9 protein-coding genes are annotated in these 14105 nt (G+C 69.6%); all 9 read left to right on the top strand.

Features of this window, described 5'->3' with window-relative positions; all coding sequences use genetic code 11:
- The first annotated feature begins 16 nt into the window (after positions 1-16).
- The 9 genes from G401_RS0127750 to G401_RS0127790 all read left to right on the top strand — a co-directional run bounded on the left by G401_RS0127750 (position 17) and on the right by G401_RS0127790 (position 14102).
- Positions 17-814, top strand: a complete 798-nt coding sequence (locus tag G401_RS0127750) for a hypothetical protein (protein ID WP_157546425.1) — start codon at positions 17-19, stop codon at positions 812-814.
- On the top strand, positions 811-3078 hold the full coding sequence (locus tag G401_RS0127755) for a hypothetical protein (RefSeq protein ID WP_157546428.1): 2268 nt from the start codon (positions 811-813) through the stop codon (positions 3076-3078). The genes G401_RS0127750 and G401_RS0127755 overlap by 4 nt, the downstream gene beginning before the upstream one ends.
- Positions 3078-5057: a vWA domain-containing protein gene (locus G401_RS53430; protein WP_027345038.1), complete on the top strand. Its 1980-nt coding sequence runs from the start codon at positions 3078-3080 to the stop codon at positions 5055-5057. Before G401_RS0127755 ends, G401_RS53430 begins: the two co-directional genes overlap by 1 nt.
- Before the next feature lie 22 nt (positions 5058-5079).
- The gene (locus G401_RS0127765; RefSeq protein WP_034593320.1) at positions 5080-5757 is read left to right on the top strand and encodes a Crp/Fnr family transcriptional regulator; all 678 of its coding nucleotides are present in this window, start codon (positions 5080-5082) and stop codon (positions 5755-5757) included.
- 423 nt (positions 5758-6180) lie between these two features.
- A complete protein-coding gene (locus G401_RS0127770) occupies positions 6181-7995 on the top strand; it encodes a hypothetical protein (protein WP_027345040.1) in 1815 nt (604 codons plus the stop codon).
- On the top strand, positions 7992-9101 hold the full coding sequence (locus G401_RS0127775) for a hypothetical protein (RefSeq protein ID WP_157546431.1): 1110 nt from the start codon (positions 7992-7994) through the stop codon (positions 9099-9101). Before G401_RS0127770 ends, G401_RS0127775 begins: the two co-directional genes overlap by 4 nt.
- Positions 9101-11512, top strand: coding sequence for a hypothetical protein (locus G401_RS0127780; protein WP_157546434.1), 2412 nt, complete (start codon positions 9101-9103; stop codon positions 11510-11512). The genes G401_RS0127775 and G401_RS0127780 overlap by 1 nt, the downstream gene beginning before the upstream one ends.
- Positions 11513-11545: 33 nt before the next feature.
- A complete protein-coding gene (locus G401_RS53435) occupies positions 11546-13390 on the top strand; it encodes a vWA domain-containing protein (RefSeq protein WP_084557675.1) in 1845 nt (614 codons plus the stop codon).
- Between the two features lie 40 nt (positions 13391-13430).
- Positions 13431-14102, top strand: coding sequence for a vWA domain-containing protein (locus tag G401_RS0127790; RefSeq protein WP_027345044.1), 672 nt, complete (start codon positions 13431-13433; stop codon positions 14100-14102).
- Positions 14103-14105 lie beyond the last annotated feature (3 nt).

Here is a 14105-nt window from a genome sequence, read left to right on the forward strand (position 1 = left end):
GCGAAAGGCTTCCCATATGGCACCCAAGCCCGAGTGCGCTCTCGTGCTTCTCGCGGACATCGAGGACTACAGCAGCAGACTGGACGTGGTGCAGGCCAAGCTGCGGGATGCGCTGGTGGAGGTGCTACGCGAGGCCGCTGACAACGCGCATGTCGATTGGGCCGGCTGGACCCACGAGGACCGCGGTGACGCGGTTCTGATCTTCGCGCGCAAGCCGGGTCCGGTGGAGATCCTTGGCGACTTCGTCTACCAGCTCAGCCTCGGACTGAACGCGTACGCCGAGTCGCGTAACGAGAGTCATGCCATGCGGCTGCGCCTCGCGGTCCACCATGGATACATCTGGCAGGACAGCCGGGGCTGGGTCGGATCGGCGATCAACGCCGCCACCCGGCTCTGTGATTCGGATGCCGCACGGAATGCCCTTGAGACCCATCCGGAGTCCAAGCTGGTGGTCATTGTCGGCGACGAACTTCATCGAGATGTCATCATGCAGGGCCACCCCTCCATACCGGCGGCCGACTATCGGCCGGCCCGTGCCGTCGCCAAGAAGACGGACCAGCCGGCCTGGGTCTGGACTCCGCCCGGCCCGGCTTCGGCCCAGCGTCTCGATCCGGGAAGTCCGCCGGGGGCGAATGCTCCGGAAGCTCCGGGCACAGACACGGGAGCCGGTGGTGAGAACGCCGCCGGTGCGACGGGCGTCGCGCCGCGAACCAGCACGGAAATTCACGCCGAGCGCATCGGCAACGTGGTCACCGGTCCGCTGAGCGTGCAGCACAACCTCATCGGCATCGTCGAAGGAGGGATGGGAGGGTGACACAGCCCGCCGACGTTCCAGGCGCGCAGCCGCCCCCCTCGCCTGGTGGCGGGGACCAGGCAGGGCCACCTGCGACTCCGGACAACCCGCAGGCGACGGGCGCGCCGCAGACCGGTGCGCAGGCTGATGCGGGGCCGAGCCGGGCCGGGAAGACGACGTACGTCGCCAAGACGCTGCACGACACGGGCAGCGTCTCCGCGCGGCAGCAGATGAGCCAGGCGGCACAGCGCAGCCTGAGCGTCGACCGCCTCGGCATCTACGCCGCCGCCGGAGTGCACGCCGAGGGCGATCTGATCGGCCTCCAAGTCAACATGGCGACGGAGCAGACCCTGCTGCCCGGCCGCTTGCCCGACGCCGTCTACCTCTCGGTCAAGGAGGCGTTCGTCGGCGACGAGAAAGACCTCATCACCGCGGTGGAACAGCTGGGCGCCGTGCCCACCCTGGTCGTCTGCGACCAACCGGGCCGTGGGCGGCTGGCTCGCGCGGTGCGCGTACTCCAGCTGATGGAACACGCCACGATCCGCGTCGTACGCGCGGTGAAGGATCTCAAGGACAACGTCGTCGAGGGCACGGGCTACATCTACATGCCGGCGGACAGCGGCGTGGTGGACATGCGTGAACTGGATTCGCTGGGTGTGCAGTTGAGCCACGCGGGGGCCCGGTTGATTCTGATCCTTCCGCCCGAGCGCATCACGGTCGAGCTGCTGGAGATCCAGATTCAGCTGCCGCCCGGGCCGAGCGCGATGGACGTACTCAGGCGTCACCTGTCGTGGCGCCTCGCCGAGGAGTCCGCCGCCGCCACCACCGTCGTGCAGTCGATGATGGCCGACTTCGTCGCCGACGACGCACCGCTGCGACATGCGGCCGATCTCGCCCAATGGATCTTCGAGGCTCGTTCGGACAATGGCTACGACTATGAATCGGTACGCGCCCGGGTCGACGAACGTACGCGTACCGCCTTCGAGATCTGGTTCGACCAGCTCGATCGTGAGTCGCAGGTATTCGCCATCGCCTTGGCGGTCCTCAACGACCTGCCTTACGAGTACGTGGTCGACGCGGCGCGGTCGTTGCGGCGGCGGGTCATGCCGCCGATCACGGTGCTCAACGCGGGCTCGGAAGGCAATGAGATCGCGGTCCGGGCCCCGGCCGACACCTTCCAGATCTCGCGGCGCGAGCGGCTGACCCGGTTGCACGCGATCGTCGAACGCAAGGACGTACGCGGCGAGTACGGCATGGCGCCGGCCGACGTGATCCGCTACCGGAATCCGGCCTACGCGCCGCAGATCATTCAGCGGGCGTGGTCCCAGTACGCGGCCCAGGCGCAGTTGCTGGACTGGCTGCGGGAGCTCGCGGTCCACCCGGCCGAGCCGGTACGCGTATGGGCGGCGACGGCGATCGGCATCCTGACCGCGGAGTCCTTCGACTACCTCTGCGAGACGGCGCTGGAGACGTGGGCACTCAGTAAATCGATGTATGCCCGCTCGGCTGTCGCGCACGCCCTGCATGTGCCGGCGAGTGATCCCCGGTTGCGCCCGCACGTCCGCAAATTGGCCGCTACCTGGGCCGATGCGGCGGCCATGACCGAGGCGACCGACCTGACCGATGACGACTTCGAGGTCGATCGGCTCGCCCAGGCGACCGCCGCCCGCATCTACGGCGTCACACTCGGGCGTGACGAGCCTGACGAGTCGCTGAGCGCGTTGCGCCGGCTGGCCGAGATCGACGACATCCGCGTCGCCCTCGCAGTCGGGGAGAGTCTCGCGGAGCTGTTGCTGGACCGGCCCGAGCGGGCCGAGCCGATTCTCGCCAACGTGCTGTCCTGGCTGGACGAGGACGCGGACAACGAGGATCTCGCGGCAACCGCCCACCTGGCCTTCTTGATCCTGGCCACCAGCCTCGTGGTCGAGGTGCCCAGGGCAGAGGGCGCGGCGGACGCCTTCTCGTGGCCGATGCTGTTGCACCTGGCCGCGGAGAAGCCGGCACTCGGCTTCGGCATAGCGCGCATCTGGCACTACGCGATGTCGACGACCCGCTACTTCCCCGAGCAGGCGGACCTCGTCCTGGCCCAGTGGCTACGGCAGGTCGCCGACGACCAGCGGGCCTGGAGCCCGCTGGCGACGCTCGCGTCCCAGATCTGCTTCGACGATCTGGGACTGCACCAGCACCTGCTGACTCTGGTCGAGACCTGGATCACGGACGGCACTCTTACCCCTTCGAACGCGGCGGCGGCGGCCGTCCGTGACAAGTTGATCTCTCAGAGGTGATGATGAATCCGCAGGCCCCGGAGCTGTTCGTCCGTACGCCGGTACAGCAGCTGGCTTTGTCGAAGGTGGAGAAGCCCCCGCACATCTACGTCGTCTACTCCACGGTCGATGGTCACGTGATCGACCTCGGCGGCGGTCGCGTCGCCGGTGTGACCGACCGGGTCGGGCGCGGGCTGAAGTACCGGTACGACGTGGACGTGTCGCCACGTGAGGCGCACATGCGCGTCAATCCGGGAACGCTCAAGAGTTCGGAGCAGGTGTTCGACTTCGGCGGATTCGTCCATATAGGATTCCGGATCTCCGACCCGGCGGCGTTCGTTCGCTACGGCCAGCCGGCCGGCGCCCACAGCCTCGTCACCAGCCGGGTGATGGAGAAGATGCGGATGATCTGCGCGCAGTATCCGATCACCCGGGTCGGGGACGCCGAACTCGCCGTCAATCGCAGCTTCGAGCAGCCCTTGGAGCTGAGGATGGAGGGCGTGACCGTCTACCGCTGCGTCGCCAGTCTGTCGGTCGACGACCAGCACGGCGAGCACGCCAAGGCGGTCCGCGCCGCCGAGCAGCAGGCAGTCCTTGCCCAGCATGCGCATACGGCGAACGTGCAGAGCGCGGCCGCGTCCGTCGAAGTACAGAGCATCCACGACAGTCACGCCCGGGAGAGCCAGCGCAAGCTCGTCGAGACGTTCAGCGGCATGAACATCGATGAGTCGCAGCTGCTCAAGATCTTCGTCGCCCAGAATCCCGCCAACGCGGCGACCGCGTGGCAGCTGCTCGCCGAGCGGGACGCGGCCCGGCATCAGCGCGAGGACATCCGCAACGAGGTCTCGCTCCGAGTCTTGCAGTTCCTGGTCGACAACAAGCTGCTCACCCGCGGGCAGTTGCAGCAGGTGCTACCGCACCTCACGGCGCTCGACGACGGTCGGCAACTGTGGGCCGTGGCCGCCGCGTCGGCGCCCGCGGCGCTGCCGGCGGGACCGGACCCCTACCCGACGATCGAGGGAAGTGTGCAGGCCACGCCGGCGGCCCGGCCGTCGGTGGTACTCGGACCCCAGGCGCAGTCGGCCGGCCCCGGCGGTCCGGCCGGCAGCCCCTACTCGGCACCGGCTCCCGCTCCGATGGCGGCTCCTGCTCCGGCGAACTCAGCCGGTCCCGCTGCGCAGGCCCGGCCGGCTACCCGGCCGCCGATGTCGACCGCGCCCATGCAGATGCGGTTGCCCCAGCAGCCCGGCTCGACTGCCGACACGGCGGCGTCGCCCGTGATCCCGGTCGCGCCCCCGGATCAGGGCACCGCGGCGGTGGCAGCGCCGCCGGTCCCCGCACCGGCCGCCCCGCCGACGGCTGACGTACAGCCGATCTACGTGCTCGTGGACACCTCGACCGCGCTCGCGCCGTGGGCTCCGCAGGCCCAGGGCGGCCTCACCGATCTGCTGCGCGAGGTCGGCGCGAGGCCCGACGTCGCGGCGACGCTGCGGCTGGCCGTCTTCGGCATCGCGGACACGGTACGCGAGGTCGTCCCGCTCGGCCCAGTCGGTGCTGCCGTACCGGCGTGGCCGCCGGTGGCGGGGGCGTCGGCGTCCTTCGGGTCCGGCTTCGGCGAGCTCTTCCGGCGCGTGCAAGGAGACGTGGCCACGTTGAAGAGCCAGGGGCACTCGGTCAAGCGGCCGGTCGTGTTCCTCCTCCTGGGCGCCGAGCCACCGGCGGACTGGTCCGGCCCGCGTACGCGGCTGGCCGATCGGCAGGCGCTGCCGGCCGGGCCCAACATCGTCGCGTACGGTCTCGGCGGCACGACGCCTGTCACCGTACGGGCGATGGCCACACGGCCGGACTTCGCCTTCCAGTCGGCCGACGCCGACCTGGGCGCAGGGCTCGCCGCATTCTGGCGATCGGTGACGGAGAGCGCGATTTCGACCGGTGAGACCCTCGTTCGGGGAACACCGACACTTTCGGTCAGGGATCCAGAAGGCTTCCAGCGGGCCTGAAGACAGTGAGTACGATCGCTGCATGGTGGGCATCTCCCAAGCCAGCCGATTCTGGCCCTCACTGTCCGAAAAGGACCGTGGGGAGCTCTTGGCGCTCGGGCAGCGGCGGATGTTCTCCGTGGAGAGCGTCATCATCGAACAGGACGCCCCGCCGGGGCTCGTCTTCGTCATCCTTTCCGGCTGCGTCAAGGTCGTCGCCCTCGACAAGAGTGGTTACCAGGCGATTCTCGCCCTGCGTCAGGCCGGGGACGTGGTCGGCGAGATGGCGAGCCTCGACGGCGGCACCCGGTCGGCGTCGGTGCTGGTCCTGTCCGAGGTACGCGCGCTCACATTCCGCTCCGAGGTGTTCAGCACCTTCATTCGTGCACATCGCGAGGCGGCGGCGGTCCTGCAGCGCTGTCTGGCCGAACGGCTCCGCGAGGCCGACCGGCACCGGGCGGCCGCCGCCACCTACTCCACCACGCAGCGGCTTGCCCGCATCCTCATCGATCTCAGCCGCAACCATGGCAGTCCCCAGGCGGACGGAAGCGTTCTCATCGGTCTCCCGTTGTCCCAGGATGACCTGGCCGGCCTGCTGTCGGTGTCGCGGCGTACGGTCGCGCGGATCATGGAGGACTGGCGCAGCGGCGACATCGTCGCGACCGGCCGACTCGCCATCCACATCAAGGATCAAGGGCGCCTGCTCGCCATTGCCGCCTGATCCGAACGGGCGCCGCGAGTGTCATCGCCGTTGTGCGTCAGATGGCCTATAGGAACGTGTCGCGGGCCGCGATCATTGCACTGGTAACCGGGTGTCGAACAAGTGGGCCGGACTTACCTGCCGGAGTAGCCATCGTAGACCAAGGAAAATGGCCCACCGCTTCTCGAGGAGCCACTCTGTACGGCGGACCGGGCATGTCTATACGGGCATAGATGGTCAACCGCCGTGGAGAAAAAGCAGTCCGCGAGTCAACGTGATCAAGATATAGGCTCCCACCACTGCGGCTTGTGTTATTCGAGGACCTCGACAGCTGCTCGCACACCGCGCGGCATACCTACTGGAGAACACAGTGGAGCTGGCGTTCAGCCGAAAATTCGGACCTATGTGGACTATCGGAGCCGGACTGTGAATTCGGGATCGCCCGTGACGGCGCGCTGCCTGATCTGCGGCTGGCCGGCCGGCACCGGGGCGGAGTGCATCGTCTGCCACTCTCCGCTGGCCGGCGCCGAGGATGCCCGCCGCCGGGCTCGGCTGGCGTGGGATCTGCGGGCCGCGCACCGGGCGGCGGCCGGTGACGAGCGCGCCCTGCTGGCCCTGGTCGCCGAGGTACGCAGCGACGACCCGGTCGAGCCGGCGGACATCCTGGCCGCCGGTATGAACCTGCGCTGGGAGCCTGACCGGCATTACGACCACAGTCTCGGTGCGATCGCAAACCTGCTCAGCGCCCTTGTCGCCGGCGACCTCGAAGTACTCGTGTTCGTCTGCCTCACCGCCGACGGAATCGAGCTCCACCGAGCGGAGGCGAGCGGCTCGCGGCTGGCGCACATGGCCGACCCCGGACCGAGATCGGAGTGGGCGGAGCTCACCGCCGCTCTGCCCACCGACCCACTGCGGCGCCGATTCGTGCTGGCGGGGGGTATCGGCACGAACGAACCCGCCGACCCGGTCGCCGTCGTGGCTGACATCCTCTCCCAACTGCCGGACCTCGACGCCCTGTTGATCTCCTCCCGGCGGGCGATCGTCGTGGTCGACGGCTGCCCGGACTGGCTGCCGTTGAGCCGGGTACGCGCCGAGGCGGTCACCCGTTACCGGGCGTCGACGTGCCTCAAGCATCCCCTGACCGGCCCCGATGACAGCGCGGCCGCTCTCGTGGACAGCCTGGTACGCCAGGCCCCGGTCGGCGTACGCCATGAACTGGTCCTGATCCGGCCCGGTGACGACGGTGTGCTCCAGCTGGAGATGGCGACCGTCCTACGGCCCGGTGAGAAGAGCACGGCGGTCAACGAGGTGGAGATCTACGCGCCGGTGGGCCCGACAGGGCCGGTGGCGTTGCCGTTCGTCATCCGCCCGACCGCGGTGACGGAGCCCGCGGACTGGGAGATGGTCGAGCTGATGCTGGCCGATGTCCCGCGGGGACGGCGTAGCCGCATCCGGGTCTCCCTCAACGACCGCGCCCAGTTCGCGCTCGACGGTGTGCCGGTCGTGAGCGGGCCTTCGTCGACGTGGCTGGAACTGTTGCACCGCATGCCACGCCGCCTGGTCGGTGGTCCGATCGACGTCGTCTTCGCGGTAGAGCTGGTCGACGGTCCTGCCGCCGAGGCCCGGCTCGATCTGGTCCGCGCGACGGTGGACGCGATCGCGAGTGAGGTGTGGGATCCCGAGCTGATCAGGGTCGGTGCGATCGGCTACTTCCAGCATGGTGACCTACGCCGGGAACCGGAGACCCATGTTCAGCCACTCACCGCCCCGGCCCTGGCCAAGCGTGCGCTGGCGGCCTGGCGTACGCGATCCAATGTGGATGATTACGCCGCCTGCGTGGAGGAAGCCCTCGCGGACGCCGCCGAGCTGGCCTGGCGTGACGAGGCGCACCGCTTCCTCGTGACGTTCGGATCTCGGCCCCCCTACCTGCGGGACCAGCTGCCGGCCTACACCAACGCGTGTCGCAAAGGGCTGGACTGGGTTGCGGCGTACAACCATCTCGCGGCGCGTGGCGTACGCATGATCGGAGTGCTCGGTCAGCCGGAGTGGCCTGCCCCGCGCACCACCGATGACGTCGCCTGGGTACGGCTGCACGAGGCGTGGCAGGCGCTCGGCGCGCACGCCTCCTTCGCACAGCAGGACACCGAGATCGCCGACATCCTGCACGCGGTGCAGGTCGCGTATGTCACGCCGTCGACCCCGTTCGCGTACGCGGTCGCGACTTCCCCCAGTCGGAACCATCCGGAGAGGACCTCATGAGCCTCCAGCCCCCGCCCGTGTCGTCGCGCCTGGCGTCTTCCAACTCGGCCGCTCCGGTCGTCGCCGGTCCAGCGCCGGCGGTGCCGAGACCGCCGTCCTCGGCGCGGCCGTCCGCGGCGCCGGCGCCCGCCGTGCCACCCGGCCCGCCGCCCATCAGCATCGGGCTGTGCGGTGCCACCGGCGGCGGCAAGACGACCTTCCTGGCTACCTTGAACACCGCGATCCAGAACGCCAACCTCGGTGGCGACCAGTGGACGTTGACCGCGCGCGACGAGGCATCGCTCAAGTTCCTGCGCGAGCGCGAGGCCGAGGTGATCAGTGGCCGCATGTTCCCGCAGAGCACCACGGTCACCAGTCAATACCAGTGGCGGATCGACGGGAGTACGGCGCCGGCGAGAACCGGGCGGTTCCGGCGTACGCCGACCGCGCGGCCGATCAGCTTCGTCATCGACGTGGAGGACCGGCCCGGCAGCGCCTTCCTCATGGACGACGACGCCAGCTTCAAGATCACTGAGGAGGGCCTCAAGCGGCTCGCCGACGCCAGTGCCCTGATCTTCATCTTCGACCCGATCCGCGAGCTCGACCGCGGCGACGTGCAGGTCCGGTCCAACTGGCAGTACTTCAGCGGTCTGGTGCAGACCCTGGGCATGCGCCTCGGACAGCTGGGCCGGCTCGCCCCGAACGGACGGCTGCCGCACAAGCTGGCGGTCTGCGTCACCAAGTACGACGACCCGAAGATCTTCGGGCACGCGTACCACGCGGGGCTGATCGACGTGGACGCCGACGGACAGCCGCACGTGCCCGCCGATCGCACGAACGAGTACTTCGAGTGGTTCTGCGGATTCGCCGAGCGGCACGCTCAGGACTCGGCGCCGTCTCAGTTCCTCGGCCTGATGCGAGCCTCCTTTCAGCCCGACGCCGTACGCGTCTTCTGCACCTCGTCGGTGGGCTTCTACACCGAGCCCGGCAAGGAGATCGACCTGCACGACTGCTGGAACGTCCGCATCGTCGACGGGTTGCCCCGCGTACGCGGACGGCTTCGCCCGATCAACGTTCTGGAGCCGCTCGCCGCCCTGGAAAGCAAGATCAGCACGGGGGCGTGGTGATGTCACAGGCGCGGACCGTCGCCGTTCGCTGGGCTCTGCGCGGCAAGCCGCAAGGGTCGGCCGACGACTACCAGATCATGGCGTGCGACGCCGGGGCGGCGGCCCGGTCGACCTATGCGGCGCGCATCAGTGACATGGTCCGGGCCGACCCCAGCTCGGCTTCCGAGGGGCGCGTGGACGCGCTGCCCTGGCTGCTGGTGGGGCCGTGGGAAGCGGAGAACCGGGTCAGCGCGGCCATCGTGTACTGGCCGGACGCCGACTACCGCGACGGTGTCGGCCGGCCGGTGATGTTCACCCGCTATCTCGACGTTCCGTGGCCGGACCTCGCCGCCGCCGGAGCGGACCTGGCAGGGCTTTACACCGCGCTCGCGACCCTGCCCGCCGACGGTTCCCGCGCGGCCCAGGTGACGCTGTCCGAACCGGACCCGGCCGGGATGCTGGCGACAGTGGAGGCCCTCGATCCGATCTGGCTCGCCGGAGTGGCGGCGGCCCTCCTCGACGGCCCGGTGCGCATCGTGCCGGACGCCCGCAGGCAGACTGCCGAGGACCGCCTCCAGGTGCTGGACGCGGTCGCCACACTGCTGCCGTACGGGCTGCGCGCCCGGCTGTCGGCCGGTACCTGGTCGGCGCACCCCGGTGACGGGCTTCGGCTGGCCTTCGCCGCCCAGGCGAGTGAGGGCCAGCAGCTGGTGCGCTTCGGCGAACCTGTCGGTGCGCACCGGGGCCTGGCCGCCATCGAGTACGCCTACCGCTGTTCCCGCCTGCTCAAGAGCATCGGTACCCAGGGCGTGGTCGAGGCGCTCTGGCGGGACCGGCGTTCCTACGATTGGGCTGACCCGGGCCAGGTCCTGCGGAGCCTGGAAGGGTTGGACCGGCCGTTCGCGGTGCACCAGGACATGCTGATGGGCACCGCGAAGATCAGCGATGTCGTGGCCCTGCTGAACGCCCCCGAGACCGACCTCGCCAGGGCCGAACCGGAGGTGGTCGACCGGCTGGTCCGCGAGGTCGCCGGCAAGGCCCTCGGCGACCAGGTACGCGCGCTCGACCGGCACTGGCCCGTCCCGGCTGTCCGCGAGGCGATCCTCCAGTCGATGCTGGCCTGCGCCAATCCGCGGCAGACGGTTTCGCTCTGGCGGACCGCCGACGCGTACGGCGAGAGCGTTTCGGTGTTGTGCGAGCTCATCGACCGGGCGAGCGTCGGCAGCCTCGACGAGCGCCACCATGTCGCCGCGTTCCTGGCCGAGATGAACATGTTCGCACCCGGTGAAGAGCTGCGCTGGGCGCTGCTGACGGCACCGGAGATCACCGCTCTGCTGGTCCTTGAACTTCTGCCGACCCGGGCAGCGTACGCGCGACCCTGGCTGGACCTCTTGTTCGGCGACACGGCGACCGAACGTCCACAGTGGGCAGAGGCGTTCGTGGCGATGCGTGCCGGCCGACCTGTTCTGACCAAGGAGCAGATCCTGCCGGACGCGCACGGCGGGCGCTGGATGATGCTCGCGCTGCTGGCCGCGGCCGATGCGGCCGGTACCCCCGGCACCTTCCTCACCTGCGACAACGCCTGGTCGGTGCTGCTCAACCAGCTCAAGGCGGACGACGCCGCCGTCAAGGCGCGGTTCAAAGCGCTCGCCCTCGGTCTGTCCAGGCTGGACGATCGTCCCCACGCCGCCCTCGACCTGCTCGTCTTCGCGGTCGGCGGCCTGGCCGGCAGCACGCCCTGGGACGGGCGCGCGTACGCCGCGGTGGCCGACTACTACGCCGAGATCAACCAAAAGCTCGAACGTGTGCTGCTGACCGATCTGCGGGAGCGGCTGGCGACCGGGTTCATCGACGCCAGTGTCGGTGCGCTGACCCGAGAGCGGGTGACGCGCCTGACGGAACTGTGCCGCAATCTCACGGACCCGGAAGCCGCCGATGCGATCCGGCGCCGGATCGCCTGGGGCGCGGTGCAGGATCCGGACATCCTCGGCGGCTGCGACGCGGCCACCATCGACGAGTTCATCCGGCTGCGGCCTGAACTCGCCAACGTGATGCTCCTGGTGCGGCTGCGCGTGGCGGCGGCCGACGACCTGTCGATGGAGGACTTCACGACATGCTGTGTCGAGGCGCTCGTCCGGCACGTGCCGGTGTCGCAGATGCTCGACACGATCCGGAACTGGCCCGGATTCGCCAGCCCGGTCGAAGCGCTCGAATTCTTCGAATGGCTCGACGCCGCGGCCGTACATGCGATTCCGGCCTGGCAGGACGACTCGGTCGCCCTCTACGCCGTGCATTGGCTGTTGCGCGGCGGTGCCGGTGCGTCCCGGGCCGCCGCCTTCGACGCCTGGCTCAAGGACTTCGTCCAGGTGCGCCGGGCTTACCTCAAGAAGCTCGAACAGGTCGCGAAGGAAAGCCGGCGGGCGCGGGGCTGACGCCCTGACCCACCGGACCGAGGAAGGAATCCCATGAGACATCCCATGAAGCTCGGCAACATCCTGGCGGCAGTGGCGGTCTTCGCGGCGGTGAGCGTGACGGGTCCGCCGGTCGCACTCGGCGCGGGTGCCCCTACAGTCACCCGCGCGGACCCGGCCACGCTCGGCGACATCGTGGGGGCCGTCGGTGTCGGCGACGTGCCTGCCCAGTACGTCATCATGGCCGATACCTCGACATCGATGCGGTTCGACAACCGCTACGGCGGCCTCAAGGAGAGCCTCCGGGCCTTCTTCGCGGCGCTCGCCCCCGAGGACCAGCTGACCTTGATCACCTTCGACACGAGTGCCCGTATCGCGTATCAAGGCAAGGTCGGGCGCTCCCCGGACGCGCTGATCGCCAAGCTGCCGGCCCAGGCCGACGGGCAGGGCACCGACATCGGCAAGGCGATCGAGGCAGCGGTCGGCGCGCTGAAGTCCAAGGGCACTCCGGCCATCGCCAGCGTGGTCCTGGTCACCGACGGGGAGCACAAGCCGCAGTCGGGCAGCGCCTACCGCTTCACCGGCGGGTACGCCTGGCAGACGCTGCACAACGAGGTGGCCCAGCTGCACAAGACCTCCCTGTCCGCGTACGACCTGCCGATCGCCGGGGCGAAGGGGGCCGCTCTGCTCGGCAAGGTGTTCCCGCATCCGATAGACCTGCCGGCGCGTTCCATCGACGACGTGACACGCCTGCTGGAAGGGCCGAAGGACCGGGTTCTGAAGGACAAGTTGCGCGCCGCCCTCGCGGCCGATCTCGCCCAGGGTGCCTCCGTGAGCTGGCCGGCGGGTTCGCCGATCACCGGGGACACGAGCACCGTCACCGCGACCGTCCACTCGGGAACGAGCAAGATCCCGCTCAGCCTCACCGACCTCGCCGTCGACAGCTCGGACGGCACGTTCACGGTGACCCCGGCCGTCCACGAGCTCCACGTGCCGGCAGGAGGCAGCGCCGATCTTCCGCTGCGGGTCACGTGGAAGGTGCCGGGGCGAGGTTGGGCCTACCACTCCTCCTTCGACGCGTCGACAAAGCTCACACTGCATGCCACCGTCGCTTCGCCGTGGTCGGCGACACTTCAGGACGACCTGGGGATCGCGTACGCGCCGAAGCTCACCGGGGAGTCGTCGTCGATCGGTGCCCGCGCGGAGATCGGCCGGCCGTGGTTCTACAACATCGTGCTGCTCATCCTGGTCCTGCTCGCCGCGCTGGCCGCATACGCGAACTACCGGCGTCCGCAGCTCGGCCAGGTGCTCGCGGTGAACGCGCCAGGAGTCGCCGCTCCGACGCTCGTCTCGCTGGCCGGTCGGGGCCGGTCCGCTGTCCTGCCGACGCAGGAGACGCATGACCGCCAGCCCCTCCACGTCCGGATAGTCCGCCGGAACGGCAGCCGGCTGCTGCGGCTGCGGGCTGGTGCCGAGGAGCGGCTGCTGCCTCCCGACGTACGCACAGTGGTACGCGGAATGGCGTACGAGTGGGTGTTCAACGGCCGGATTCCGACGCAGCGGTCGGCTCCGGTGGTGGACATGACACCGGCCCGGTTCACCCCGGCCGCCGCGTCCGGCCAGCCGGTCCCGCAGCCGACGCCCGCACCGGCGGCACCTCCGCCGTCGGCGTCCGTGCCCGCCGTCGAGCCGGTTTCGGGCAGCCAGCCCTCCACCGTGTCGTCCAGCACGCCCGCACCGCCGCTGTTGAGCGGTACTCGGGCATATCCCGCTGCCCCGCCTCCGGCTCCGGCGCAGCCGCCCGCCGCTCCCGCGACCCGGCCGCCGCTCACCAGCCCGCAGCCGCCGCCCCGAGCGGACCTGCCCATCGCCGACCAGCCCGCCGCGCGGATCGACTGAAGCACCACCCAGCCTGCCACCCGTACCGAGGAGGACCCCCGTGAGCCAGCAAGTCCTGCCCTTCTATCTGGTCTGCGACGAGTCGGGCTCGATGTCCGGCGCTCCCGTCGACGCGATCAACCAGTCGCTGCCCGAGCTTCACTACGAGATCGGCAGCAATCCGGTGGTCACGGACAAGACCCGGTTCTGCCTGATCGGCTTCTCGTCGAAGGCGGAGATCCTGCTTCCGCTGTCGGACTTGAGCACGGTCACCCAGATGCCCATGCTGAAGGCGTCCGGTGGTACGAACTACAGCCAGGCGTTCGACAAGCTGCGCGAGACGATCAACAACGACGTGAACGCGCTGAAGTCCCAGGGCCACCAGGTGTACCGGCCGGCGGTGTTCTTCCTCTCCGACGGCCTGCCCAACGACGACTGGCACCAGTCCTACCAGGCGCTGGTCGACCCGGTCTGGCGGCCGCACCCGAACATCCTCGCCTTCGGCTTCGGACAGGCCGACACGCAGACCATCCAGCAGGTCGCCACGACCAAGGCGTTCATCGCCAACGGAACGCTCGGCCCGGCGGCGGCGCTCCGCGAGTTCGCCAAGTCGCTGATCCGATCGATCGTCAACTCCGGCACCTCCTCGGCCGCGGAGCAGGCCGGTGGCGCGACGCTGGTCATGCCGGACAACGTGCCGGGCTTCACCACGATAGAGGCGGACCAGGTGTGATCG

This window comes from Hamadaea tsunoensis DSM 44101 (assembly GCF_000428945.1).
Lineage (GTDB): Bacteria > Actinomycetota > Actinomycetes > Mycobacteriales > Micromonosporaceae > Hamadaea > Hamadaea tsunoensis.

What these genes read in the sequence shown, in the direction of transcription:
- G401_RS0127765 (WP_034593320.1), top strand. Translation starts at nt 5,080, where the DNA reads ATGGTGGGCATCTCCCAAGCCAGCCGATTCTGGCCCTCACTGTCCGAA.
- G401_RS0127775 (WP_157546431.1), top strand. Translation starts at nt 7,992, where the DNA reads ATGAGCCTCCAGCCCCCGCCCGTGTCGTCGCGCCTGGCGTCTTCCAAC.
- G401_RS53435 (WP_084557675.1), top strand. Translation starts at nt 11,546, where the DNA reads ATGAGACATCCCATGAAGCTCGGCAACATCCTGGCGGCAGTGGCGGTC.
- G401_RS53430 (WP_027345038.1), top strand. Translation starts at nt 3,078, where the DNA reads ATGATGAATCCGCAGGCCCCGGAGCTGTTCGTCCGTACGCCGGTACAG.
- G401_RS0127750 (WP_157546425.1), top strand. Translation starts at nt 17, where the DNA reads ATGGCACCCAAGCCCGAGTGCGCTCTCGTGCTTCTCGCGGACATCGAG.
- G401_RS0127780 (WP_157546434.1), top strand. Translation starts at nt 9,101, where the DNA reads ATGTCACAGGCGCGGACCGTCGCCGTTCGCTGGGCTCTGCGCGGCAAG.